General features: G+C 71.5%; 18 protein-coding genes. 5 read left to right on the top strand and 13 right to left on the bottom strand.

Features of this window, described 5'->3' with window-relative positions:
• Nucleotides 1-65: 65 nt before the first annotated feature.
• From CTJ15_RS23165 to CTJ15_RS23175, 3 genes are read left to right on the top strand one after another with little or no spacing between them, the layout of a single operon-like run.
• Nucleotides 66-3,719, top strand: coding sequence for a hydantoinase B/oxoprolinase family protein (locus tag CTJ15_RS23165; protein ID WP_099782061.1), 3,654 nt, complete (start codon nucleotides 66-68; stop codon nucleotides 3,717-3,719).
• A gap of 29 nt (nucleotides 3,720-3,748) precedes the next feature.
• Nucleotides 3,749-5,461, top strand: a complete 1,713-nt coding sequence (locus CTJ15_RS23170) for a hypothetical protein (RefSeq protein ID WP_099782062.1) — start codon at nucleotides 3,749-3,751, stop codon at nucleotides 5,459-5,461.
• Nucleotides 5,392-6,990: an AsmA-like C-terminal region-containing protein gene (locus CTJ15_RS23175; RefSeq protein WP_099782063.1), complete on the top strand. Its 1,599-nt coding sequence runs from the start codon at nucleotides 5,392-5,394 to the stop codon at nucleotides 6,988-6,990. The genes CTJ15_RS23170 and CTJ15_RS23175 overlap by 70 nt, the downstream gene beginning before the upstream one ends.
• A gap of 4 nt (nucleotides 6,991-6,994) precedes the next feature.
• On the opposite strand, the gene CTJ15_RS23180 is transcribed toward CTJ15_RS23175, so the two are convergent.
• From CTJ15_RS23180 to CTJ15_RS23205, 6 genes are all read right to left on the bottom strand, one after another.
• Complete coding sequence (locus CTJ15_RS23180; protein WP_099782064.1) at nucleotides 6,995-7,261, bottom strand: hypothetical protein; 267 nt, start codon at nucleotides 7,259-7,261, stop codon at nucleotides 6,995-6,997.
• A gap of 85 nt (nucleotides 7,262-7,346) precedes the next feature.
• Nucleotides 7,347-8,459, bottom strand: coding sequence for an FAD-binding oxidoreductase (locus CTJ15_RS23185; protein ID WP_019459398.1), 1,113 nt, complete (start codon nucleotides 8,457-8,459; stop codon nucleotides 7,347-7,349).
• 183 nt (nucleotides 8,460-8,642) lie between these two features.
• The gene (locus tag CTJ15_RS23190; protein ID WP_058389902.1) at nucleotides 8,643-9,218 is read right to left on the bottom strand and encodes a hypothetical protein; all 576 of its coding nucleotides are present in this window, start codon (nucleotides 9,216-9,218) and stop codon (nucleotides 8,643-8,645) included.
• Between the two features lie 195 nt (nucleotides 9,219-9,413).
• Entirely contained in the window at nucleotides 9,414-11,018 is a 1,605-nt protein-coding gene (locus tag CTJ15_RS23195) for an ABC transporter substrate-binding protein (protein ID WP_099782065.1), read from the bottom strand.
• A 221-nt stretch (nucleotides 11,019-11,239) separates the two neighbouring features.
• Nucleotides 11,240-12,133 carry an SDR family oxidoreductase gene (locus CTJ15_RS23200; protein ID WP_099782066.1) on the bottom strand — a complete coding sequence of 298 codons (894 nt, stop codon included), beginning with the start codon at nucleotides 12,131-12,133 and terminating at the stop codon, nucleotides 11,240-11,242.
• 296 nt (nucleotides 12,134-12,429) lie between these two features.
• Nucleotides 12,430-13,641, bottom strand: coding sequence for an NADP-dependent isocitrate dehydrogenase (locus tag CTJ15_RS23205; RefSeq protein ID WP_019459394.1), 1,212 nt, complete (start codon nucleotides 13,639-13,641; stop codon nucleotides 12,430-12,432).
• Between the two features lie 328 nt (nucleotides 13,642-13,969).
• Here CTJ15_RS23205 and CTJ15_RS23210 point away from each other — a divergent pair, with 328 nt between their 5' ends.
• Entirely contained in the window at nucleotides 13,970-14,527 is a 558-nt protein-coding gene (locus CTJ15_RS23210) for a hypothetical protein (protein WP_126281949.1), read from the top strand.
• A gap of 79 nt (nucleotides 14,528-14,606) precedes the next feature.
• Here the strand turns inward: CTJ15_RS23210 and CTJ15_RS23215 are convergent, their stop codons facing one another.
• The 7 genes from CTJ15_RS23215 to CTJ15_RS23245 form a co-directional block, all read right to left on the bottom strand.
• Nucleotides 14,607-16,223, bottom strand: coding sequence for a cisplatin damage response ATP-dependent DNA ligase (locus tag CTJ15_RS23215; protein ID WP_193009634.1), 1,617 nt, complete (start codon nucleotides 16,221-16,223; stop codon nucleotides 14,607-14,609).
• Nucleotides 16,220-17,353, bottom strand: coding sequence for a ligase-associated DNA damage response exonuclease (locus CTJ15_RS23220; RefSeq protein WP_099782067.1), 1,134 nt, complete (start codon nucleotides 17,351-17,353; stop codon nucleotides 16,220-16,222). The genes CTJ15_RS23215 and CTJ15_RS23220 overlap by 4 nt, the downstream gene beginning before the upstream one ends.
• A 161-nt stretch (nucleotides 17,354-17,514) precedes the next feature.
• Nucleotides 17,515-18,015, bottom strand: coding sequence for a hypothetical protein (locus tag CTJ15_RS23225; protein WP_099782068.1), 501 nt, complete (start codon nucleotides 18,013-18,015; stop codon nucleotides 17,515-17,517).
• Between the two features lie 105 nt (nucleotides 18,016-18,120).
• On the bottom strand, nucleotides 18,121-18,831 hold the full coding sequence (locus CTJ15_RS23230; protein WP_226946039.1) for a transglycosylase SLT domain-containing protein: 711 nt from the start codon (nucleotides 18,829-18,831) through the stop codon (nucleotides 18,121-18,123).
• A 143-nt stretch (nucleotides 18,832-18,974) separates the two neighbouring features.
• Nucleotides 18,975-19,736: a peptidase gene (locus tag CTJ15_RS23235; RefSeq protein ID WP_019459388.1), complete on the bottom strand. Its 762-nt coding sequence runs from the start codon at nucleotides 19,734-19,736 to the stop codon at nucleotides 18,975-18,977.
• A 19-nt stretch (nucleotides 19,737-19,755) separates the two neighbouring features.
• A complete protein-coding gene (locus tag CTJ15_RS23240) occupies nucleotides 19,756-20,685 on the bottom strand; it encodes an alpha-E domain-containing protein (RefSeq protein WP_019459387.1) in 930 nt (309 codons plus the stop codon).
• Nucleotides 20,685-22,229 (bottom strand): circularly permuted type 2 ATP-grasp protein, encoded by a 1,545-nt coding sequence (locus CTJ15_RS23245; protein ID WP_202801164.1) that lies wholly within the window; start codon nucleotides 22,227-22,229, stop codon nucleotides 20,685-20,687. The genes CTJ15_RS23240 and CTJ15_RS23245 overlap by 1 nt, the downstream gene beginning before the upstream one ends.
• Before the next feature lie 524 nt (nucleotides 22,230-22,753).
• On the opposite strand from CTJ15_RS23245, the gene CTJ15_RS23250 reads away from it, so the two are divergent.
• The gene (locus CTJ15_RS23250) at nucleotides 22,754-23,494 is read left to right on the top strand and encodes a DUF4396 domain-containing protein (RefSeq protein WP_099782069.1); all 741 of its coding nucleotides are present in this window, start codon (nucleotides 22,754-22,756) and stop codon (nucleotides 23,492-23,494) included.
• Nucleotide 23,495 lies beyond the last annotated feature (1 nt).

Genomic DNA, 23,495 nt, shown 5'->3' on the forward strand with positions numbered 1-23,495 from the left:
GCATCGTGCGCCGCGAGGCGACCCGGGGCTTCCGGCCCCGGAGGCCGCAGGATGGGGATCGGACGATGGCGGGCTGGCAGTTCTGGGTGGATCGCGGCGGGACCTTCACCGACATCGTGGCGCGCGACCCGGAAGGGCGGCTGAGCACGCGCAAGCTGCTGTCCGAGAATCCCGGGGCCTATCGGGACGCGGCGGTGGCGGGCATCCGGGCGATTCTCGGGCTGGCGCCGGGCGAAGCGCTGCCGCCCGGGGCGGTCGAGGCGGTGAAGATGGGCACCACGGTCGCCACCAATGCGCTGCTGGAGCGCAAGGGCGAGCGGGTGCTGCTGATCCTGAACCGGGGCTTCGCCGACCTGCCCCGCATCGGCAACCAGGCGCGGCCGCGCCTCTTCGACCTGGATGTGCGCCTGCCCTCGCTGCTGCATGAGCGCGTGGCCGAGATCGGCGGCAGGCTCGACGCCCAGGGGCGGGAGATCGAGCCCCTGGACGAGGATGCGGCGCGCGCGGCGCTGCGGGCGGCGAAGGCAGACGGCATCCCCGCCGTGGCGGTGGCGCTGCTGCATGCCTGGGCCAATCCGGCGCACGAGGAGCGCATCGGCGTCCTGGCGCGCGAGGAAGGCTTCGCCCAGGTCTCGCTGTCGCACCGGGCCTCGCCGCTGCCGCGCCTCGTGCCGCGCGCCGACACGGCGGTGGTGGATGCCTATCTCTCGCCGATCCTGCGCCGCTATGTCGCGCAGGTGGCGGGGGAGCTGAACCCGGAAGGGCGGGCAGAGCAGGACCGCGCGCGGCTCTCCTTCATGCGCTCCTCCGGCGGGCTGGCCGATGCGGCCGGCTTCGAGGGCAAGGACGCGATCCTGTCCGGCCCGGCGGGCGGCATCGTCGGCGCGGCGCGCACCGCCGCCATGGCGGGCTTCGACCGCATCATCGGCTTCGACATGGGCGGCACCAGCACGGATGTGGCGCTCTATGCGGGGCAGTTCGAGCGCGCCTTCGAAACCGAGGTGGCGGGCGTGCGGATGCGCGCGCCGATGATGGCGATCAACACGGTGGCGGCGGGCGGCGGCTCGCGGCTGGGCTTCGACGGCGCGCGCTTCCGCGTCGGGCCGGAAAGCGCGGGGGCGGTGCCGGGGCCGGCCTGCTACCGGCGCGGCGGACCGCTCACCATCACCGATGCGAATGTCATGACCGGCAAGGTGCAGCCGAAGCACTTCCCGGCGATCTTCGGGCCGGATGGCGGCCAGCCGCTGGATGCCGGGGTGGTGCGGGAGAAGTTCGCTGCGCTGGCCGCTGAGATCGCGGCGGCGACCGGCGAGGCGGAGATGGACCCGCGCGCCGTGGCAGAGGGCTTCCTGCGCGTCGCGGTGGCCAACATGGCGCATGCGATCCGGCAGGTGAGTATCCAGAAGGGGCACGATGCCTCGCGCTACACGCTCCAGTGCTTCGGCGGGGCGGGCGGGCAGCATGCCTGCCTGGTGGCGGACGAGCTGGGGATGGAGACGGTCTTCGTGCATCCCTTCGCCGGGGTGCTCTCGGCCTATGGCATGGGGCTGGCCGATGCCAGCGTGATCCGCGAGGCGGCGGTGGAGAAGCCGCTGTCGCCGGAGGGCATGGCGGATCTGGCGGCGCGGCTCGACGCGCTGGCGGAGGAAGGGCGCGCGGAGCTGCTGCGCCAGGGCAATGCGGCGGCGCGGCTCTCGGTGCAGCGGCGCCTGCATCTGCGCTATGCCGGGACGGATGCCTTCCTGCCGGTGGAGTTCGGGGACCACGAGGCAGTGCTGGCGAGCTTCACCGAGGCGCATCGCCGCCGCTTCGGCTTCGCCTCGCCGGAGCGGGCGGTGATCGTGGAAGCCTGCATCGCCGAGGCGATCGCGGCGGGCGAGACGGTGGAGGAGCCGAGGCTCGCCGCCCGCCCCGCCGGCGAGGCCGTGCCGGTGATCGACGGGGTCGCGCTCTGGACTGGCGGGCGGGAGCACCGCGCCCCCGTGCTGGACCGCGAGGCGCTGCTGGCCGGCGACACGGTGCGCGGGCCGGCGCTGATCCGCGAGGCGAATGCGACCACAGTGGTGGAGCCCGGCTGGCAGGCCGAGGTGACGGCGCTGAACCACATGATCCTCCGCCGGGTGGAGGCGCGGGCGAACGCGGTGCTGGCCGATGCGTCGAAGCCCGACCCGGTGATGCTGGAGCTGTTCGGCGCGCTGTTCATGAGCATCGCCGAACAGACCGGCACGGTGCTGCAGAACACCTCGCTTTCCGTGAACATCAAGGAGCGGCTCGACTTCTCCTGCGCCGTCTTCGACGCCGAGGGGCGGCTGGTGGCCAATGCGCCGCATGTGCCGGTGCATCTGGGCGCGATGGGGGAGAGCGTGCGGACGGTGATCCGCTCGCGCGGCGCCACGCTGCGGCCAGGCGACGTGGTGGCGCTGAACAACCCGTACAACGGCGGCACGCACCTGCCGGACGTCACGGTGATCACGCCGGTCTTCGACGAGGACGGGAAGGAGATCCTGTTCTTCGTCGGCTCGCGCGGCCACCACGCGGATATCGGCGGGCTGACGCCGGGCTCCACGCCGCCGGATTCCCGGGTGCTGGAGGAGGAGGGGGTGGTGATCGACGATTTCCTCCTGGTCGAGCAGGGACGCTTCCGCGAGGCGGAGTTCCGTGCCCTGCTGGGCGCCGCGAAGTACCCGGCGCGCTCGCCGGACGTGAACGTTGCCGACATCAAGGCGCAGGTCGCGGCCAACGAGACCGGGGTGCAGGAGCTGCGCCGCGCCGTGCGCGAGCACGGGCTCGGCACGGTGCGCGCCTATATGCGCCACGTGATGGACAATGCCGAGGAAAGCGTGCGCCGCGTGCTCGACCGACTGGGCGACGGGGCCTTCGCCTACACCATGGACGACGGCTCGCCCTTGCGCGTCGCGGTGCGGGTGGACCGGGCGGCACGGCGCGCGGTGGTGGACTTCACCGGCACCGGGAAGCAGCGCGGCGACAACTTCAACGCGCCGCCGGCGGTGACGCGGGCGGTGGTGCTCTACGGCTTCCGCTGCCTGGTGGGGGAGGAGATCCCGCTCAACGACGGCTGCCTCGTGCCCATCGACATCGTGGTGCCGGAGGGCAGCTTCCTGTCGCCGCATCCCGGCGGGGCAGGAGGGGGAGCCGCCGTCGTGGCCGGGAACACCGAGGTGTCGCAGGCCGTGGCCAATGCGCTGCTGGGTGCACTGCGGGCCTGCGCCTGCGCCCAGGCGACGATGAACAACCTTCTGTTCGGAAATGCGCGCTACCAGTACTACGAGACGGTCTGCGGCGGAGTCGGCGCCGGGCCGGGCTTCGATGGGGCGAGTGCGGTGCAGACCCACATGACCAACACGCGCATGACGGATCCGGAGATCCTGGAGATGCGCTACCCGGTACGGCTGGAGGAATTCTCCATCCGCCGCGGCTCGGGCGGCGTCGGGCGGTGGCATGGCGGAGACGGCGCGCGCCGCCGCATCCGCTTCCTGGAGCCGATGGAGGCGGTGATCGTCGCCTCCCGCCGCGAGGTCGCGCCGCATGGCATGGAGGGTGGCGCCCCGGGCGCGCCCGGCCGGCAATGGGTCGAGCGCCGCGACGGCCGGGTCGAGCCGATGCGCGGCTGCGACCGTGCGGCGCTGGAGGCGGGCGACATCCTCGGCCTGGAAACGCCGGGCGGCGGCGGCTGGGGTGACGTGAAGGGGAGGGGCTGAGCCCTGACGGGACGGGAGGACCTGCCGCGATGACCACCCCACGCCGCCTCGGCGCGGCGGCGGCGGCGGTGCTCGCCCTGGCGCTGGCCGGCCTCTGGTTCGCGCCACGCCTGCTCGACTGGACCGCCTGGCGCGGCCAGCTCGCCAGCCTGGCGGCGCAGCGGCTGGGCATGGCGGTGACACTGTCCGGCCCGGTCCATCTGACCCTGCTGCCGGAGCCGATGCTGGAGGCCGAGGGCGTCACGGTCGGGTTGCCGGAAGCCTCGCTGGGCTTCGGCGCACGGGCGCTGAACCTGAAGCTGGATGGCTGGTCCCTGCTGGCCGGGCGCATGGCGCCGCGCGAGCTGACGCTGGTCGGGGCGGATATCCGCCTGCCCTGGCCGCCGGTGCCGAGCTTCGCCTTCTCCGCCTCGCTGGCCTCCTTCCAGGCGGAGGTGGTGGACAGCCGTCTCACCATCGGCAGCATGGTCTTCGAACGGGTGCGGGCGAAGCTCTCCGCCGGCTCCTATTCCGAGGCGATGCGCGCCACCGGCAGCTTCGTGCCCATGGAGGTCTGGGCCGGGAGGGAGGTGCGCTTCGACGCCACGCTGGGCCGGGCGGGCTTCGACGGCACCATGCCGCTGGACCTGACGCTGTCTTCCGGCGGCACCACGCTCGCGGCGCGCGGCACCCTGCCACCCGAGGGCGGGCTGGAGGGGCGGATCGAGGCCTCGGGGCCGGATCTCTCGCTGATGCTGCCGGGGCCGCCGGGGCCCTTCCGGGCGCAGGGGCGGCTTTCCGCCTCGGCCGACCTGATCATCGCGGATGGGCTGGACCTCGATTTCAACGGCAACCCGGCGCGCGGGGCGATGACGCTGCGGCTGCGACCGCAGCCCCGGCTGGACCTGTCGCTGGCGGCCGGGCGGCTGAACCTCGATCCCTGGCAGAACAGCCTGCGCGCCGGCGGCGGCCTGCCCTTCGGCCTGGATTTCTCGGTGGAGGCGGCGACCCTGCGCGGCGTGCCGCTGCGGCGCCTGCGTGCCTCCGTCTTCCGCGACGGGGACCGGCTGAGCCTGACCGATGCCTCCGCCGTTTTGCCGGGCGAGACCCAGGTGACGATGAACGGCGCGACCGCCGGCAAGCGGCTGGAGACGGTGCTGGATTTCCGCAGCGAGGAGCTGCGGGCGACGCTGGCGGCGCTGGGCTGGCCGTTGCCGAGCCTGGCGCCGGACCGGCTGCAACACGCGGATGGCCGTGCCCGGCTGGTGATCGAGGACGGGCAGGTGGCCGTGCCGGAGCTGAGCGCCACGGTGGACGGCACGCGCCTGTCCGGCGCGGGCGTGTTCCGGCAGGGCTTCGCATCGCCGCCAGGGGCGGGTTCCGCCGCCGGCCAGGGCGGCGCGGTTCAGCCTGGGGGTGGCCCGGGTGGCGCACCGCAGGGCGCGGGCGGCAGGACCGGCACGGGCCAGGGTGCGGGGCCGGGCGGCGGGGCGGCGGGCGGGGCTCAGACCCAGCCCAGCGCATCCCCCAGCGCATCCCCCAGCGCATCCCAGACCAATGCACCACAGGCCAACGCGCCCCAGGCTGGCGGAACCCCGGCGGCCGGGACCCAGGCCACCGGGACGCCGGGCGGAGGAACCCAGGCGGGGGCCGGGCAGGCTCCCTCCGCCACGGCCGGTGTGGGGCCGGGGGCGTGGCGACACCCGCCGGCGGCGTGGTCCAGGCGCCGGGGGCGCCGCGGCCCTCCTTCGGCCTGGGGGTGACGCTGGATCACCTCGACCTGGATGGGTTGCTGGCGCCGGGGCGGAGCTGGGAGGCGCTCTCGGCCGAGCTGGGCGGCTTCGACGCCAATCTGCGCCTTGCCGCCGACCGGGTGCGGCTGCGCGGGGTGACGGCGGAACGCGCCGGGCTCGACGCGGCGCTGGAGGCCGGGCGGCTGACCTTGCGCCAGTTCACCGGCCGGGTGGCGGGGGCGGATGTCACGGCCTCCGGCGTGGCGATGCTGGGCGCGCAGCCGCGCCTGTCGGACCTGATGCTGGAGGTGGCGGCGCCGGACCCGCGCCCGCTCTTCGCGGCGCTGCCCGGCAGCTGGCCGGATGGGACGCGGCTGGCCGGGGCGCCGCTGACGCTGCGCCTTTCCGGCGGCGGCCCGCTGGATGCGCTGGGCCTGCGGCTGGAGGGCGACTGGTCCGACCTGCGGCTGGACAGCAGCGGGGTGCTGGACCTGCCGGAGCGGAAGCTGGCCGGCTATGTCACCCTGCGGCATCCCGGGGTGCCACGGCTGGTGCGCGACCTCACCGGCTGGGAGGGCGCGGAGGGCTGGCTGGGCCAGGGCTCTATGTCGCTGATCGCGAATTTCACCGCCGGGCCACAGGGCGTGTCGAGCGACCGCTTCGACCTGGTGGCGGGCACCCTGCGCACGGGCGGGCAGCTTTCCCTGGCCCTCGCGGGTGGCGAGGCGGGGGCCATCCGCCCGCGCCTGACAGGTCGCCTTGTGGCGGAGGATCTGCCTTTGCCGGCGCCGGTGCTAGATGCGCGGCCGCTGCCGCTGGACCCTCTGCGGCTGCTGGACCTGGATGTGGCCGTGGCCGCCAGCCGGATCGGTCCCTGGGGTGGCCCCCTGTTGGAGGACAGCGAGAGCACGGTGCGGCTGCTGGACGGCCTGCTGGAAGTCGATGTCGCGCGCGGCCGGCTGCGGGGCGGCGATGCCTCGGGCCGGCTGGTGCTGCATGCGGCGGAGGATGTGCCACAGGTGGAGCTCCAGGGGCGGGTCGCCGGCACCACGCTGGAAGGGGCGCTGACGGGCTGGCCGCTCGACCTGCGGGACGGGATGGGGGATGCGGTCTTCCGCCTATCCGCCCAGGGCCGCAGCCCCTCGGCGATGCTGGCCACGCTGGGCGGCGAGGGCAGCCTGGAACTGCGCCAGGGGGTGCTGCTGGGGATCGATGGCGAGGCGGCCCTTCAGGCGGCCAGGGCCCCGGGCGCCCAGGCGGAGGCGAGGCTGCGTCAGGCACTGGCCGGGGGTGAGACGCCCTTCAGCCGTCTGACCATGGCCCTGCGGTTGCAGGACGGGCGCGCCCGGATCGTGTCGGGCGAGGTCTCGGCCACGGACCTGCTGCTGGGCCTGGGGGGTGAGATCGACCTGACGCGGCGGATGCTGGACCTGGGGGTGAGCCTCCGCATCCCGGACGGGCCGGAGGTGCGGCTGCGGTTGGCCGGCCCTGCCGCCGCGCCGAAGCGCGTGCCGGAACTCACACCCTGGCTGCTCTGGCGGGCGGAACGGGGCCTGTAGGGGACTACTCCTCTTCGCGCTCGATCATCCGGCGGCCGCGGATGGGCGAGATGTCCACCGGGCCGCCGAGAGCCTGGGCCAGCTCGCTGGTATCCCCGGCCTGGTACTCGCCCGGCGAGACCGGTTCGGCGGCGGTGCCGGCAGCGGGATCGTCGCCACGCTTCGCGGCCTTGCGGCCATGGGCCTGACGGCGGATCGTCGGGTCCTGCTGGATCGGGTCGTCCGTGGTGAAGGGGCGGTCCTCACGGTTGGCGAACTTCTCGTCGATCATCTGCGGGTTCTCCCAGCCTTGCAGCCAAGGAAACGCGAGGCCGGCGAGGCGGGTTTCCCCACCGGACCGGGACGCCGGGGCGGGATCAGCGACGCAGCGGGTCGTAGGGCTCCAGCGGGATCTCCGTCCGGCCGGTCAGGACGAGCTGCGCCAGCAGGGCGCCGGCATAGGGACCCATGGTCAGCCCGCCCGCGCCGAGCCCGTTGGCGATGACGAGGCCCTCCAGCCCCGCCGCCCGGCCAAGCAGGGGACGGATATCCGGCCCCATGGGGCGGAAGCCGATCCGCATCTCGTGCAAGGTGGCGTCGGCGAGGCCGGGGGCGACGCCCAGCGCATTGTCCAGCACCTGCCGGATGCCGGCGGCGGTGAAGCGGTGGTCGAAGCCCGAGCCGGTCTCGCGCGTCGCGCCGACCACCACGCGGCTGTCGTCGAAGGCCAGCAGGTAATGGCTGCTCATCGGCAGCAGCACCGGCCAGTGCCGCGTGTCCACCCCCGGCAGGCGCAGGTGCAGGATCTGGCCGCGCTGCGGCTGCACCGCCAACTCCAGCCCCAGCGGGGCCAGCAGCGGCGGCGCCCAGGCCCCGGCGGCGAGCACGGTCTCGTCCGCCTCCAGCGCCATGCCGTTCTCCAGCGTCACGCCGCGCACGGCACCGTCCCGGGCCTGGAGCGCCGCCACGGGAAAGCGGTGGATCTGCGCCCCGTGCCGTTCCGCGGCGCGCAGCATGGCGGTGGCGAGCAGCCGGCCATCCACCCGCGCCGCGCCGCCGACATGCAGGGCGGCGAGGCCAGGGCGCAGTGGCGGAAAGAGGGCGCGTGCCTCGTCCGGCATCAGGCGGGTGATCTCTCCCGCTTCCGGGGCGTCCTCGGCGCGGATGCGGGTGCGGGCCTCGGCCTCGTCCAGGCCGCCCTCGTCGCCGGGCACGCAGAGCGCGCCGACGCGGCGATAGCTGAGCTGGGTCTCGCCATCCTCGGCCAGCCGCTCCACCAGCGCGGGATAGTAGCGTGCCCCGCCGCCCGAGAGCCGGTACCAGTCCGGATCGGTGACGCGGCTGGCCCAGGGGCAGATGATGCCGGCGCCCGCCGCGGTGGCGCGGCCCTCCACCATGGGGTCGAGGAGGATCACCTCGGCACCCTCGCGCGCCGCGTGATAGGCCAGGCTGGAGCCCAGGATGCCAGCCCCGACGACAATCACGCGCATGAAGCTACTCCAGATCCGGGTGGCCCGGCGGCGGGGCCGACGACGGGAAAGGCCGCCGCGCGGACAATACCGCCCTGGCTCATCCGTCGATACGGAGGGAGACAAGTTTCGTTGCGTGGATGCCGGTGGCGACAAGCTGCCCGGTATCGTGGAGCCGCCCGGTGGATGGCGCGGCGGGCCGGATCAGGCCGGGCGCATGATCTCGGCCTTCGGCGCCGGCTCCGATTGCAGGATCAGCGCGTCGGCCGGTTGTGATGCCGGGGCGAGCACCGCCATCTCCTCGGAACCATCGGGATGCGTCGTGATCCCGAGGGCGGCGATCAGCATGGCGGCGAGCAGCAGGCTGCTGGCGACGGGCCCGGCCAGGCGCGGGGCGGCGAGCGCCGCCTGGCTCCGCCCGAGGCCGAGCGCGAAGATCGACAGGAAGCCGGCGCCGAGGGTCAGCGCCAGCCCGACGGCATGGGCACGGCCCGGGAAGGAATGGCGCGTGTCGGCCTGTCCCTTCCGGGCCCGGTGACGACTCTCGGCGAGAGCGATCTCGCGGTCGCAGGCGATCGAGGCGAGGCGGATCCGCAGGGCGGCGGCCCGGCCCATATCGGCCTCGATCCTTCGCAGCGCCAGGAAAGGATTGCGCGTGCCGGCGACGGCGCGGACCACGCGCGTCACCTGGCGTGCTGTCTCGCTCCCTTGGGCGTGTGCCACGGCACGGGAAATTTCCGGCAAGAAGTGGACGGCGACCAGCAACAGCGAAGAGTTCATGCTTTTGATCCTTCCCCCGGAGCCGATGTTACGATGTTAGCTTTATTTTACAAGACAGGATCAAAAAAGCGCATGAACAGGTGGGCGGGCATCAAACTGTGATAAAATAAATCACAGGTTGTGTATTTGCTGTGATTTGCAATCGAAAATCAGCACCAAGAAGAGGGCAGGGGCCGAGAGGCCCCTCCCTGTCGATCAGGCGGAGCGCACATCCATGGCCAGGGTCATCTCGCTGGACCCGGCCGCATAGGCCAGGCCTTTCCGCGTCGCCCAGGCATAGGTGAGGATGAAGAGCGGGATCAGCGCCACGTCGCCCATCGCCATGGCCACGCCCTTCTGGATCAGGACCTCACGCTTCGTGTCGTCGATGGTGGACAGCGCCGCATCGGTCAGGGCGTCGAACTCCGGATTGGAGTAGCGGCCGTCATTGGAGGAGCCGCGGCCCTTCTCCTTGTTGTAGGTGCTGAGCACGCTGTTCATGACGTTGCTGCCCTCGCCGGTGCTGCTCGACCAGCCCCAAAGGCACATGGAGTATTCCTGCCGCGTGGCGCGGGGGACATAGGCGCTCCAGGGCATGGCCTCGATGCGGGTCTGCACCCCGATCCGCGTCCACATCTGCGCCACCGCCTGCGCCGTTTCGGCATCGTTCGGGTAGCGGTCGTTGGGCGTGCGCAGGGCGATGCGGAAGCCCTCGGGGAAGCCAGCCTCGGCCAGCAGCTTCCGCGCCTCGTCCGGCGCATAGGGCGGCACCGGCACGCCGGGAGCGTAGCCGAAGCTGCCCTGCGGCATCCATTGCCCGGTGGGGGCAGCCATGCCCTGCATCACCCGCTCGGCCAGGGCCTGGCGGTTGATGGCGATGTTCAGCGCCCGCCGCACCCGCAGGTCGAGGAGCGGGCTCTTCTCGAAGGGCTTGCCGTCCTTGGTCGTCACCTCGGGCGGGTTGGTGGCGTGGGAGAAGTCGGGGCCCAGGTAGATCAGACGCAGGCCGGGCGCCGTTTCCACCGTCACCTGGGGCGAGTTGCGCAGGCGCGGCAGGTCGCTGGCCGGCGGCGTGTCGATGATGCCGACATCGCCCGACAGCAGCGCCGCGACGCGGGCGCCGGGATTGGTGATCTGCCGCAGGGTCACCTGGGTCCATTCCGGCTTCGGGCCCCAGTATTCCTCGTTGCGCACCAGCTCCAGCCGGTCCCCGGGCACGTAGCGGACGAACTTGTAGGGACCGGTGCCGATGGCGGCCTTGCCGCTGTTGTACTGGTCCGTGGTCGCGCCCTCCCCGACATGGCGGGAAACGATATGGACCTGCTGCAACTGGCGCGGCAGGAGCGGTGCCGGACCCCTGGTGGTGACGCGCAGCGTCAGCGGGTCTGGCGCCTTCGCCTCGGCGATGGAGGAGAGATAGGGGCCCAGGCCACCGGGACTGTTGGGCACGTCCCGGGCGCGGGCGAAGGTGAAGATCGCGTCGTCGGCCGTGAAATCCCGCCCGTCATGCCACTTCACTCCAGGGCGGAGCTTGAACTCCCACTCGGTCTCCGAGACCGGCGTCCAGGACAGGGCCAGACCGGGGACCGGGTTGCCCTTGCGGTCGCGTTCCATCAGGCGGCTGAAGATGTGGTTCGCGACGGTGTGGTTGGGCGTGGCGGAGAAGAAATGCGGGTCGATCGAGTTGATCGCGCCGCCGATGGCCATGACCAGCGGCTTGCCCTCGCCGGAGCCAGCAGCCCCCTGGGCCAGGGCATGGCGGGCGAGGAGCGGGGAACCCAGAAGGGCAAGGGAGGCGGAAGCGAGGTCGCGGCGCTTCATGGGGCAATCATCCTGGGCTCGGAAGGGCCGCCCGGCCGGGCGGCGCAAGACGCGCACAGTGCCACGCTTTGACAGGGAGGAAAGGGGGCGGGGCGGCGGTTCTTCCCCGTTGGCGACGCCGCCGGCTGCATCCGGAAGATCGCGACGGCAGCGGCGATGCCTCCGGAGGGTCGCCGCGACCGGCGGCGGCCCTCCGGGGTGGCCCTTCGGGGCAGCCCGGATCAGAACGGCGTGCTGCCGCCCGTGGCGCCGATCACCTCGCCGGTCATGAAGCTGCCTTCCTGCGAGGCCAGGAGCACATAGGCGGGGGCGAGCTCCGCGGGCTGACCGGGGCGGCCGAAGACGGTCTGGCCGCCGAACTCCTCGATCTTCTCCTGCGGCTGGCCGCCGGAGGGTTGCAGCGGCGTCCAGAAGGGGCCGGGGGCCACGGCATTCACGCGGATGCCCTTCTCGGCCACCTGCTTCGCCAGGGCCTTGGTGAAGTTCATGATCGCGGCCTTGGTGGGGGCGTAGTCCAGCAGTGCAGGAGAGGGGTTCATCGCCTGGATCGAGGTCGTGTTGATGATGGCGGCCCCGGGCGGCATGTGCGGCAGGGCTGCCTTGGTGATCCAGAACATCGCATAGACGTTGGTCTTGAAGGTCGCGTCGAACTGCTCGGTGGGCAGGTCGGCGATGGCCTTCACCGCGGTCTGCTTGCCGGCATTGTTGACCAGGATGTCCAGCCCGCCGAGCTGCGCGACGGCATCGGACACCAGCTTCTCGCAGAAGGATTCGTCGGACACGTCCCCCGGCAGGAGGACGGCCTTGCGGCCGGCGGCCTCGATCTGCTTCGCCACCTCGCGCGCATCCGTTTCCTCGCTGGGCAGGTAGCCCAGGGCGACATCGGCACCCTCGCGCGCGAAGGCGATGGCAGCGGCGCGACCGATGCCGGAATCGGCACCGGTGATCAGCGCCTTGCGGTTCGGCAGGCGGCCGCTGCCGCGATAGCTGTTCTCGCCATGGTCGGGCATCGGTTCCATGCGGTGGAGCTCGCCGGGCGCGTTCTGCGGCTGCTTCGGGAAGGGCGGGCGCGGATGCAGGGCGTGGCCGACGAGGATGCCTGCCGCGGGCCCGATGGAGCGGCCGCGCCGTCAGGGCATGAACGGCTGGCGGCACGTCCTGTTGCCGCGGGATCGGGCGAGGGCGGGAAAGGGGAGCGATTCTAAGCCGATTGTGAGGCGAGAGCCGCCATGCCAGGGGAGGAGGAGCGCCGATCCCGTCCCGCCCGCCTCGTGGCGGACCGCCTTCCGCGCGGGCGCCCCGGTCACGCGATGGAAGAAGGCTTCATCCCGCCCGGCAGCCGCCCCGGAAACGGAAAAGGGCGGGCACCCGGAGGCGCCCGCCCTTTCTGTTCCGGCGAGGAGGGGCCGGATCAGCCCATCTTCTTCTTCAGGTTCTCGTCCAGCTTGGCGAGGAAGGCCTGGGTGTTCAGCCAGGGCTGGTCCTTGCCGATCAGGATGGCGAGGTCCTTGGTCATGTGGCCCGATTCCACCGTCTCGATGCAGACCTGCTCCAGCGCGTTGGCGAAGTCCACCAGGTCCTGCGTGCCGTCGAAGCGGCCGCGATAGGCGAGGCCGCGCGTCCAGGCGAAGATCGAGGCGATCGGGTTGGTGGAGGTGTCGCGGCCCTTCTGGTGCTCGCGGAAATGGCGCGTCACCGTGCCGTGCGCGGCCTCGGATTCCACGGTGTTGCCGTCCGGCGCCAGCAGCACCGAGGTCATCAGGCCGAGCGAGCCGAAGCCCTGCGCCACGATGTCGGACTCCACGTCGCCGTCGTAGTTCTTGCAGGCCCAGACATAGCCGCCTTCCCACTTCAGCGCGGCGGCCACCATGTCGTCGATCAGCCGGTGCTCGTAGGTCAGGCCGCGCTTATCGAACTCGGCCTTGAACTCGTTCTCGAAGATCGTCTGGAACGTGTCCTTGAAGGTGCCGTCATAGGCCTTCAGGATCGTGTTCTTGGTCGAGAGATAGACCGGGAAGTTGCGCGCCAGGCCGTAGTTGAAGGAGGCGCGGGCGAAGCCCTCGATCGAGGAGCCGAGGTTGTGCTGCATCATCGCGACGCCCGTTCCCTTGAACGGGAAGTCGCCGATCTCCTGCGGCTGGCCGCCCTCGGGCGTGTAGGTCATGGTGACCTTGCCGGGGCCGGGCACCTTCATCTCGACGGCGCGGTAGATGTCGCCATAGGCATGGCGGCCGACCACGATCGGCTTGCTCCAGTGCGGCACCAGGCGGGGCACGTTCTGGCAGATGATCGGCTCGCGGAAGATGGTGCCGTCGAGGATGTTGCGGATGGTCCCGTTCGGGGACTTCCACATCTTCTTCAGGCCGAACTCCTTCACCCGCGCCTCGTCCGGGGTGATGGTCGCGCACTTCACACCGACGCCGTACTGCTTGATGGCGTTGGCGGCGTCCACCGTCACCTGATCGTCGGTCTGATCGCGGTACTCGATGCCGAGGTCGTAGTACTTCAGGTCGATATCGAGATAGGGGAGGATCAGGCGGTCCTTGATGAACCCCCAGATGATGCGGGTCATCTCATCCCCGTCGAGCTCGACGACGGGGTTCTTCACCTTGATCTTGGCCATTGCGGATCCTCTCCGGCAGCGGGTTCGGGCCGCCCTGGGGCGGGGCACGGCGCAGGGCCGCGGCCTGCCGGGAGGGCGGGAGGGTGGCGCGGACATTCGCATCGGCCCCGCCCCGGGGCAAGGCCCCCATGGGATATGGCAGGCGCCGTTCGCGGATATGGCAGGCGCTCCGGCCATCCGGCCGCCATGCCGTGATCATGGGCCGCAACTGACGGCGCGGGCCGGCCGTTTCCCCCGGCATGTGGCACGGGGCCGCGCGGGGAACATCGCCCGCGCCTCCGGCCGGAACGCCCGGACCGCCGGGAAATGCCCCAGGGGAGACACCAGCATGGCCCGTATCGTGTCGGGATTGTTCGACCGGCGTGAGGATGTCGAACTGGTCATCGAGCATCTGGTGCAGCAGGACGGGCTGGACCGCCGCCGCATCGCCGTGCACGCCGCCGACGGGGCGGATGCGGCGGAGGAGGAAGGCTTCTGGGCCTCGCTGCGCCATCTCTTCATGCCGGACGAGGAGCGCCACGCCTATTCGGAGGGAATCCGCCGTGGCGGCATCGTGCTCACCGCCGAGCTGGAGGATGCGGAGGCCGACCACGCCATGGCGGTGTTGCGTGACCATGGCGCGGCGGACCTGGAGGACCGCCGCCGCGAGTGGCGAGGCGCAGGCTGGCAGGACTACGTGCCGCAGGGCGAAACGGGCGGCCTTTCGCCGGCGGAAATGGCCGCCCTGGCCGCCGCCACCGCCGGGACACCGGACCCCGCCGACCTGGGCGCGCCGACGGGGCGGGAAGAACGCCGCGACGATGATATCGAGGGGACGGCGGCGCTGAACCCGCCCACCGGCACGCGCGTGCCGCTGGTGGTGGAGAAGAAGAGCGGGTTGCGCTGAGCCGCATCCGCCTGGACCACGTGCCGGAGCCCCTGCTGGCACCCTGGTACGCCCCGGCTTCGCCAGCGCACGGCGAGGATCAGTCCACCGTCTCGGTCCGGTTCTCCACCATGGCCAGCAGCGTTTCCAGCCGGTCCGCCTCCATGGCCGGCTTGTCGCGCCGGATGCGGGCGATGCGGGGGAAGCGCATGGCGACGCCGGAACGGTGGCGGCCCGAAAGCTGCGCAGCGTCGAAGATGACCTCCAGCACGAGCGCCTTCTCCACCTCCCGTACCGGGCCGAAGCGTCCGGTGGTGTGTTCGCGGATCCAGCGGTCGAGCCAGACCAGTTCCTGGTCCGTGTAGCCGGAATAGGCCTTGCCGACGGGCACCAACTCCTCCGTCCCGTCCTCCGCGGCGCGCCAGAGGCCGAAGGTGTAGTCCGAATAGTAGCTCGACCGCTTGCCATGCCCGCGCTGGGCATACATCAGCACGGCATCCACGGTGAGCGGCGCGCGCTTCCACTTCCACCACAGCCCCTTCACGCGGCCGGCGACATAGGGGCTGTCGGCGCGCTTGAGCATCAGCCCCTCGATCGAGGCGGCGCGGGCGCCCTCGCGCAGCTCGGCCAGGTGGCGCAGGGAGGAGAAGGCGACCAGCGGTGACAGGTCCATCCCTGGCGGCCGGTGCCGGGTGAACCATTCCTCCAGCCGGCCGCGCCGCGTGGCGAAGGGCAGGGGGCGCAGGTCCTCCGCGCCATCCACGAGCAGGTCGTAGAGGCGCACGGCGACCGGGAAGTCGCGCTGCATCTTCGGCGTGATCACCTTGCGGTTCAGCCGCTGCTGCAGGTCGGCGAAGGGGGCGACGACGCCGTCGCGCACCACCAGCAGCTCGCCATCCAGCGTGGCGTGGAAAGGCAGGCCCTCCAGCAGTTCCGGAAAGGCACCCGAGACATCCTCGCCGGTGCGGGACCAGAGCCGGACGCCGCCCGGGCTGGCGGCGAGCTGCACGCGGATGCCGTCCCATTTCCACTCGGCGCGCCAGTCCTCCGGAGCGGCCTCGATGGCGCCGAGATCGGCCTCCTCCAGGGGATGGGCCAGCATCAGCGGGCGGAAGACCGGGGCGTCCCGGGGGTCCGGCCGCGCCTCGCGCCCTTCCAGCCAGCGGAAGATCGGGATGTAGGGCGGGGCGACGCCGTGCCAGACCTCCTCGATCTCCTCCACGCCCCGGCCCGCCCACTCGGCCAGCGCCACGCGGGCGAGGCGGGCGCTGACGCCGACCCGCAGGGCGCCGGTGACGAGCTTGATCAGGGCGAAGCGCCCGTTGCTGTCGAGGCTGTCGAGCCAGGTCTCGATGAGGCGCGGCACCTCGGCGCGGGTGGCGAGCTCCAGCCCCTCCACCACCTCGCTCAGCATCGGCGGCGACGCGTTGGTGCCGGGCCTTTCGGGCCAGATCAGCGCCACCGTCTCCGCGAAGTCGCCGACATAGTCCTGCGACAGGGCGAGGAGCACGGGATCGGTGCGCTCCGCCACCAGGGCGCGGATCACCGAGGGCTTGGCAGCGCTGAAGACCAGTTCCCCGGTCAGGGCGGCGAGGCCGACGCCGCGCTCGGGATCGGGCTGCTCGTCGAACCAGCGGCGGATCAGGGCGAGCTTGGCGAGACGGCCCGGGGTGAAGACCAGGCGCTCCAGCAGCTCGGCGAAGGCGGGCAGGCTCATCGGGCCACATCCCCGGGCGAGGCATCCGTGCCGAAGCCGCCACCCGCGGGCAGTGGAGCTGTCTCCGGCGGGACCGTTTCCAGGGCGCCTTCCAACGGCGCGCCTTCCTCCGGCGGGGCAGCCTCCGGGGCGTCGTCATCCTCCTCGCGGCCGATCAGGTGCAGGGCGCGACCCCGCACGCCGCGCAGCGACAGGGCATGGATCAGCGCGTCGTCGCGCCCATGGGTGACCCAGACCTCGGGAGCCTGGACCTCGGCGCAGGTGGCCAGCAATTCATCCCAGTCGGCGTGGTCGCTGATGATCAGCGGCAGTTCCACGCCGCGCAGCCGGGCGCGCTGGCGCACCGTCATCCAGCCCGAGGCGGCGCAGGTCACCGGATCGGCCATGCGGCGCGACCAGGGCGTGGCCTCGGCCGAGGGAGGGGCCAGAACGATCTCGCCGGCCAGGATCGGCGGATGGCCACGCTTGAGCCCCTTGGGCACCGGCTCCAGCGGGCCGAGCGGGATGCCCAGGCGCTCGTAGAGGGCGCAGAGGTTCCACAGCGCGCCATGCAGGTGGATGGGCCGCTCGTAGCCCGCCTGGCGCAGCAGGGCGATGATCCGCTGCGTCTTGCCCAGTGCATAGGCACCGACGACATGGGCGCGTTCCGGGAAGAGGGCGAGGCTCTTCAGCAGCCGGGCGACCTCGTGCGAGGCGTCGGGATGGCGGAAGACCGGCAGCGCGAAGGTGGCCTCGGTGACGAAGACGTCGCAGGTCACCGGCTCGAAGCCCGCGCAGGTCGGGTCGTGGCGGCGCTTGTAGTCGCCGGAGACGACGATGCGGCTGCCCTGCCATTCCAGCACGATCTGCGCCGAGCCCAGCACATGACCGGCCGGGACCAGGGTGACGCGCACGCCACGATGGGTCAGGGATTCGCCATAGCCCAGCGCCTGCTGCTCGCGTCCCGCATTCCCCTCGCCGAAGCGGGATTCCATGATCGCCAGGGTTTCCGGCGTGGCAAGCACGGCACCATGGCCGGGGCGCGCATGGTCGGCATGGCCGTGGCTGACCACCGCGCGGGGGACGGGGCGTGACGGGTCGATATGGAAATCGCCGGGCTCGCAATAGAGGCCCAACGGGGTAATGCGCATCCAGCTTTCGGGGTGGGGTGGGGAATTCACGCGGCGGCCCGTCCTGGCAGAGAGGGGACAACGCCACAGCGGGCCGGGCGATGCCAGGAGGAAGGGAGGGCCGGGGCGCGGTCGCGCCCGGTGGGGATGCCGGAACGAGGCGGCGATGCGCGAAGGCGGCCCTATCCCGGCCGGACCGCAGCCGCCTCCCGGGCAGGCTTCAGCAGCCCTGCCTTCTGCGCCAGCCAGTGTGCCTTGTCGGCATCGCCGACCATCACCACCCCGGTGGCCGGGTCCTCCAGCCCTCGCAGCCGGTAGAACTGCAGGTTGCGGCGGAAGCCCTTCGGCTGGTCGGGCAGGGTCTGCAGGCTGCCGATCCGGAGGCCCTTGCCGTCGTGATGGCCGAAGAGCCGCCCGATCCGCGCTTCCACCACATCCACGGCCCCGGAGGGGCGCGCATAGTGCAGCACGACGGGCAGTTCGAGATGGTCGGCCAGAAGCGTGCCCTGGGGCTCGGAATCGTCGAAGGGCGTCGCGGTCGTGCGCAGGCGGCCACCGGAAACCATGCCGCCCTGGCCATCGGCTTTCAGCGTGACAGGGCGTCGGATACGCAAACCCAGCAGCGCCAGCCAGCCGAGCACAAAGGCGCCGAAGAGCGACAGGATCCAACTGGAATCATGCATTCGGGTATCTTGCTCATTCCAGGTTGTCTGGAAGGGCATGATTAACACTTTATGCGAGAAAATCCTTGGTGGTTTTCGTAATCTTCCCGCAAGGCGGCCGTGGGTTCAGCGATCCCCCGCCTCGGCTACCTCCAGCAGCGCCGCACCGCTGCGGCGGTCCCGGGCGAAACGCGTGCCGCACTGCTCCCGCTCCAGCAGGCGGGAGGCCGGGTTCGCCACCTGCAGCTTCGCCTGGACGCGGCAGAACAGCTCGTCCCGGGTACGGGGGCTGCCGCCGTTCCAGGCCCGGATCGCATCACCCCAGTCGCCGGTGCTGTCGTACTTGGCGCGCAAATGGCGGGCCGCCCAGTCGGTGGCGCGGGCCGGGTCGAGCGGCCAGTCGGAGCGCGCGGCATGGACCCGGGCATTCACCTGCACGCAGCCGGCCATGATGGGCTGGCCGGGGCGGGCGCCGGCCACGAGGCGCCGGGCGGCCTCGGAGGTATCGGGAAAATAGGAGCGGCCGCCGATGTTCAGCGCATAGGCGTGCAGCCCGGACTCCGCCAGCGCCACTGCCACCAGCAGGCCCTGAGGAAGGCCGTTCCGGGCCTCCGCCTCCCGTGCCGCCGACAGGCAGGCGGCGCGCGGGCTGCCTCCGGTTTCCCGCACCGGGCGTTCCGACCGGGGCGGCTTGCTTTCCGCCGGCCTGGCCTGGGCGGCCGGCGCGGCCAGCAGCAATCCGCTGGCAAGCGCCAGGGCACCGCGGGCCTTCAGGCCGCTGCCTCGGTGGGCCAGGGATCGTCCCTCGATCCTGGCGTGATGGGCGCTCCGCGGCATACCGCTCGGGAACGCCGCGTCTCGTCGCCGGCGCGGAGGCGTCGGCTGGCTGCTCGCGGGCGTCATCACCTTTCGCCCTAGCAGCCGGTGGTTGCGAAACAAAGAAGAAAAGCTGCCGCGCGCCCGGGGAGCCTCGTGGCGCCTCAGCTCGGGATGGGCGGCGGCTCGCCGGTTGGAAGCCAGTCCGGCACCGGCAGGCTGGCATAGGTGTCCCGCAGGCGGCTGGACCAGTTCTCGCGCAGGGCACGGAAATAGGGGTCGTCTTCGTTGATCCGGCGTTGCAGCCCGATCCGCAGGCTGCCTTCCGCATAGACCAGCAGGTCCAGCGGCAGGCCGACGGTGAGGTTGGAGCGCAGCGTGTCGTCCATGCTGATCAGGGTCAGCTTGATGCCGTCCACCAGCCCGGTCTCGTGCGTCAGCACCCGGTCCAGCATGGGTTTGCCATACTTGGTCTCGCCGATCTGCAGGAAGGGCGTGTCGGGCGTGGCCTCGACGAAGTTGCCGGCGGCATAGACGAGGTAGAGCCGCATCGGCCCGCCCGCGATCTGCCCGCCCAGCATCAGGGAGACGGAGAAGCCCACCCGGTGCGCCGAGAGGCTGGGCCCGTCCGTCGCGTAGATGGCGCGGACGGCGGCGCCGACCAGTTGCACCGCCTGGAACATGGAGGAGACGGTGAGCAGGGTCTGGCGCTGGCCCTCCAGGAAGACGCCTTCCTGCAGCCGGTTCCAGACCGCCTGGGTGATGGCGAGGTTGCCGGAGGAAAGCAGGCAGAGCATGCGCTCCCCCGGCACGCTGACCGCGTAGTTCTTGCAGAAGGTGGCGATGTTATCGACGCCCGCATTGGTGCGGGTGTCCGAGAGCATGACCAGCCCCTGGCGGAGGAAAAGCCCGACGCAATAGGTCATGCTCCCGCGTCCTTCCGGATCAGCCGTTGAGGAAGCAGCGGCTGATCTCGGCGCCGAGACGGGTGTGCTCGTTGATCGCCGCGGTCAGGAAGCCGTGCAGTCCGGGCGTTAGGATGTCCGCGACCGGCCTGCCGCTGACGCGGGCGAGAAGGCCCGAGGAGATGGTGCGGCAATCGCCGCAGATCAGCGTCTCCTCCGCCTCGATATCCGCCAGCGTGCGGTCGAGCCGCATGTAGCAGAAGCGCAGCGAGCGCGGCATCTCCCGCCGCAGCAGCAGGAGTTCGGCGACGCGGGAAGGCTCGATCCGCGAGCGGTACATGTACTGGTAGGCGCGCAGCGCGGAGAGCGAGCGCAGCACCGCCTGGCATTGCAGGTGGTGTTCCGGATGCTGCGGGCCGAAGAGGATGTGGCGGGTGTCCAGCAGGCGCGCGGTGTTGTCGGCGCGTTCCAGCATGGTGCCGAGATGGGTGAAGCGCCAGGCGTCGTCGCGCAGCATGGTGTCCGCCGCGGCGCCGTTGAAGGCCAGGGTGCGGGACTTCACCCAGTCCAGGAATCCGGGGAGCTGGTCGTCCTGCACGGCGTCCGAGCCCAGGCGGTGCAGCGCGATCCAGGTGTCGTTCACCGCTTCCCACATGTCCACGGTCAGCGCCGTGCGGACGGTGCGGGCGTTGCGGCGGGCGGCCTCCAGGCAGGAGGCGATGGAGGAGGGGTTGCCGGTGTCGAGGGTGAGCCACTCCACCGCCGCGCGGCCGGAGCATTCCTCGTAGCGGCCGCGAAAGCTGGTGTCGGTGCCGGAGGCGACGAGGAGGTGCCGCCATTCGCCGTCCTCCCCGTCCATGGTGGTGAGCGAGGCCATGCGCAGGCTGGAGGCGAGCGCCCGGGCGAGGTTGCCGGCGCGCTCGTTGTAGCGGGCCAGCCAGAAGAGGCTGTCGGCGGTGCGGGCGAGCATCAGGCCTGATCCTCCGTCGCGCCCGGAGGCGCGGGCGGCGGGAAGAGCGGCGGCATCGGCGCCATGGACTGCGTCATGCCTCCCATCGACTGGGTCATGCCGCGCGGCCCCATCTGCTGCACCATCCGGTCCTCGACCACCCAGGTGTCCTTGGTGCCACCGCCCTGGGAGGAATTGACCACGAGCGAGCCTTCGCGCAGCGCCACGCGGGTCAGGCCGCCGGGCACCATGCGGACCTCCTTGCCCATCAGGACGAAGGGGCGGAGATCGACATGGCGGGGAGCGAGCTGGCCATCCTCCGTCACCGTCGGCACGGTGGACAGCGCGAGCGTCGGCTGGGCGATGTAGTCCTCCGGCCGGGCGCGGATGCGCGCGGCGAACTCCTCGCGCTCCGCCTCGGTCGCATGCGGGCCGACCAGCATGCCGTAGCCACCGGAGCCGCGGGCGAGCTTGACCACCAGCTTGTCGAGGTTGGTCAGCACATGGGCGCGGTCATCGTCGCGGGAGCACATGAAGGTCTGCACGTTCTGCAGGATCGGCTCCTCGTTCAGGTAGAAGCGGATCATCTCCGGCACATAGGGATAGACGGCCTTGTCGTCGGCCACCCCGGCTCCGGGGGCGTTGGCCAGCGCCACCGTGCCGGCGCGGTAGGCGCGCATCAGCCCGGGCACGCCCAGCGCGCTGTCGGGGCGGAAGACCTCGGGGTCGATCCACTCGTCGTCCACGCGGCGGTAGATCACGTCCACCCGCTGCGGCCCGGCGGTGGTGCGCATGAAGACCGTGTCGTCCTTGACGAAGAGGTCGTGGCCCTCGACCAGTTCCACGCCCATCTCGTCGGCCAGGAAGGAGTGCTCGTAATAGGCGCTGTTGTAGGGGCCGGGGGTGAGAACCACCACGGTCGGGCTGTCGCCGGCATCCTCCGGGGCGATGGCCTTGAGCGTTTCCAGCAGCTCCTCGGGGTAGTGGCTCACCGGCGCGATGCGGTGCGCGGCGCAGAGCTGCGGCAGGAGGCGCATCATCGCCTCCCGGTTCTCCAGCATGTAGGAGACGCCGGAGGGGATGCGGCAGTTGTCCTCCAGTACGAAGAAGGCGTCCGGGCCGGTGCGCACGAGGTCGATGCCGGAGATCACCGTCCAGACCCCGGCGGGCGGGGTGAAGCCCGTCATCTCCTTCCGGTAGCCCTCGTTCTCCAGCACCAGCGCGGAGGGGATCACGCCTTCCTCCAGGATGCGCTGCCCGTTGTAGATGTCCTGCAGGAAGGCGTTCAGCGCCTTGACCCGCTGTTCCAGCCCGGCTGCCAGCCGGTCCCACTCGGCGCGGGCGAGGATGCGCGGCAGGACGTCGAAGGGGATCAGCCGCTCGGGGTCGCCGCCGTCCGAATAGACGGCGAAGGTGACGCCGATGCGGCGGAACAGCACCTCGGCTTCCCGTCTCTTGGCGTCCAGGGCTCCGGGCCCGTGCTTGTCGAGGTAGCGAGCCAGGCCCGCATAGGGCGGCCTGATCTCCCCGTCAGCGTTCATTTCGTCGAAGGCTTTGGCGACCATGGTATGAGCGTACAGCAAGGCACGTGCCGGAAAAGTGGGACGGTGCGTGTTCCTGGCCGGCAGCACGATATTTCGCATCATCATCGGCCCGGCGCCGCTTCCGGAGCCGGGAACCGGGCTGGAGGCCAGGTGCCCTTCCGGCATTTTTCCATTGTGTTCACGTTTTGTTCGTGCATGATCGGGGCATGGCCCAGCCTCTTCCCCCTGTGTCTCGGCGACCCGCCGCCGCCCCTTGCCGCTGGTGTTCCAGGAGGCCGTCATGGCCGGGCTGCTCGGCCTGCTGGCATCCTGGGGTCTGGCGGAACTGGCGCTGATGATCCAGGGCTACTGAACCCGCCCTTCCCGCCGCCCATACGCCGCCGGCATGGCCAGATCGGTCATTTCGTGGGCAGCCGGGCCACCCGTGCGGCTCCACCCCGCGCGACCCTCCCCGGAACCTTCCTGAAGCTTCCTGAAACCTTCCTGAAACCTTCCCCTGGGGGGTGGGAGCTAACGGCCAGATTCCGGCACGCCAAGGAGGCATCGTGGTCCCGGACTGGCTGAATACCCTCGCCGCACTCCATATCGGCCTGTCGGTGCTGGCCGCGCTGGCGGTCCTCTTGGACATCCTGCTCCTCGGTCGGCGCCAGCCCATGGGGGTGATGGAGGCGGTCTGGCCGCTCACCATGCTCTACTGGGGTCCCTTGGGGCTGGTCTTCTACGGCTGGTTCGGGCGGGCGCGGCCGCAGGGAGAGGCCCGGGGCGGGGAGGCCGCCGCGCATCATTCCCCGGGCGGGTCACGGGCGGAACACCGCCCGATGGACCACCACGCCATGCGGCACGGCTCTCACGGGGCCTCTCGAAGCCCGATGTGGCAGGCGGTGTTCAAGGGCGCCACGCATTGCGGGGCGGGCTGCGCGCTGGGCGACATCCTGGCGGAAGGGCTGGCCGCCGCCGTCGGGGTGACGCTGTTCGGCTCCTTGCTGTTCGGCCGACTCGGGCTTTCCTTCGTGCTGGCCTATCTCTTCGGCATCCTGTTCCAGTACCTCGCCGTCGCGCCGATGCGCGGGCTGGTGGCGGCGGTGAAGATCGATACGCTGTCCCTGCTGGCCTATCAGGCCGGCATGTTCGCGGTCATGGCGCTGGCGGCCCAGGCCCTGCCGGGGCTGGAGCCTTCCGCCTGGGCCTATTGGCTGATGATGCAGGGCGCCATGGTGGTGGGCTTCGCCACAACCTATCCGGTGAACTGGTGGCTGATCCGGCGCGGCATCAAGGAGCGGATGTGAA

Origin of the sequence: Roseomonas sp. FDAARGOS_362, from assembly GCF_002754815.1 — a bacterium.
GTDB lineage: Bacteria > Pseudomonadota > Alphaproteobacteria > Acetobacterales > Acetobacteraceae > Roseomonas > Roseomonas mucosa.

Bases quoted from the DNA above. Each gene is read 5' to 3' on its own strand.
- CTJ15_RS23190 (WP_058389902.1), bottom strand. From the start codon at position 9,218: ATGAACTCTTCGCTGTTGCTGGTCGCCGTCCACTTCTTGCCGGAAATT.
- CTJ15_RS23205 (WP_019459394.1), bottom strand. From the start codon at position 13,641: ATGGCCAAGATCAAGGTGAAGAACCCCGTCGTCGAGCTCGACGGGGAT.
- CTJ15_RS23185 (WP_019459398.1), bottom strand. From the start codon at position 8,459: ATGCGCGTGATTGTCGTCGGGGCTGGCATCCTGGGCTCCAGCCTGGCC.
- CTJ15_RS23210 (WP_126281949.1), top strand. From the start codon at position 13,970: ATGGCCCGTATCGTGTCGGGATTGTTCGACCGGCGTGAGGATGTCGAA.
- CTJ15_RS23170 (WP_099782062.1), top strand. From the start codon at position 3,749: ATGACCACCCCACGCCGCCTCGGCGCGGCGGCGGCGGCGGTGCTCGCC.
- CTJ15_RS23240 (WP_019459387.1), bottom strand. From the start codon at position 20,685: ATGCTCGCCCGCACCGCCGACAGCCTCTTCTGGCTGGCCCGCTACAAC.
- CTJ15_RS23235 (WP_019459388.1), bottom strand. From the start codon at position 19,736: ATGACCTATTGCGTCGGGCTTTTCCTCCGCCAGGGGCTGGTCATGCTC.
- CTJ15_RS23225 (WP_099782068.1), bottom strand. From the start codon at position 18,015: ATGCATGATTCCAGTTGGATCCTGTCGCTCTTCGGCGCCTTTGTGCTC.
- CTJ15_RS23180 (WP_099782064.1), bottom strand. From the start codon at position 7,261: ATGATCGACGAGAAGTTCGCCAACCGTGAGGACCGCCCCTTCACCACG.
- CTJ15_RS23220 (WP_099782067.1), bottom strand. From the start codon at position 17,353: ATGCGCATTACCCCGTTGGGCCTCTATTGCGAGCCCGGCGATTTCCAT.
- CTJ15_RS23215 (WP_193009634.1), bottom strand. From the start codon at position 16,223: ATGAGCCTGCCCGCCTTCGCCGAGCTGCTGGAGCGCCTGGTCTTCACC.
- CTJ15_RS23245 (WP_202801164.1), bottom strand. From the start codon at position 22,229: ATGGTCGCCAAAGCCTTCGACGAAATGAACGCTGACGGGGAGATCAGG.
- CTJ15_RS23230 (WP_226946039.1), bottom strand. From the start codon at position 18,831: ATGCCGCGGAGCGCCCATCACGCCAGGATCGAGGGACGATCCCTGGCC.
- CTJ15_RS23195 (WP_099782065.1), bottom strand. From the start codon at position 11,018: ATGAAGCGCCGCGACCTCGCTTCCGCCTCCCTTGCCCTTCTGGGTTCC.
- CTJ15_RS23165 (WP_099782061.1), top strand. From the start codon at position 66: ATGGCGGGCTGGCAGTTCTGGGTGGATCGCGGCGGGACCTTCACCGAC.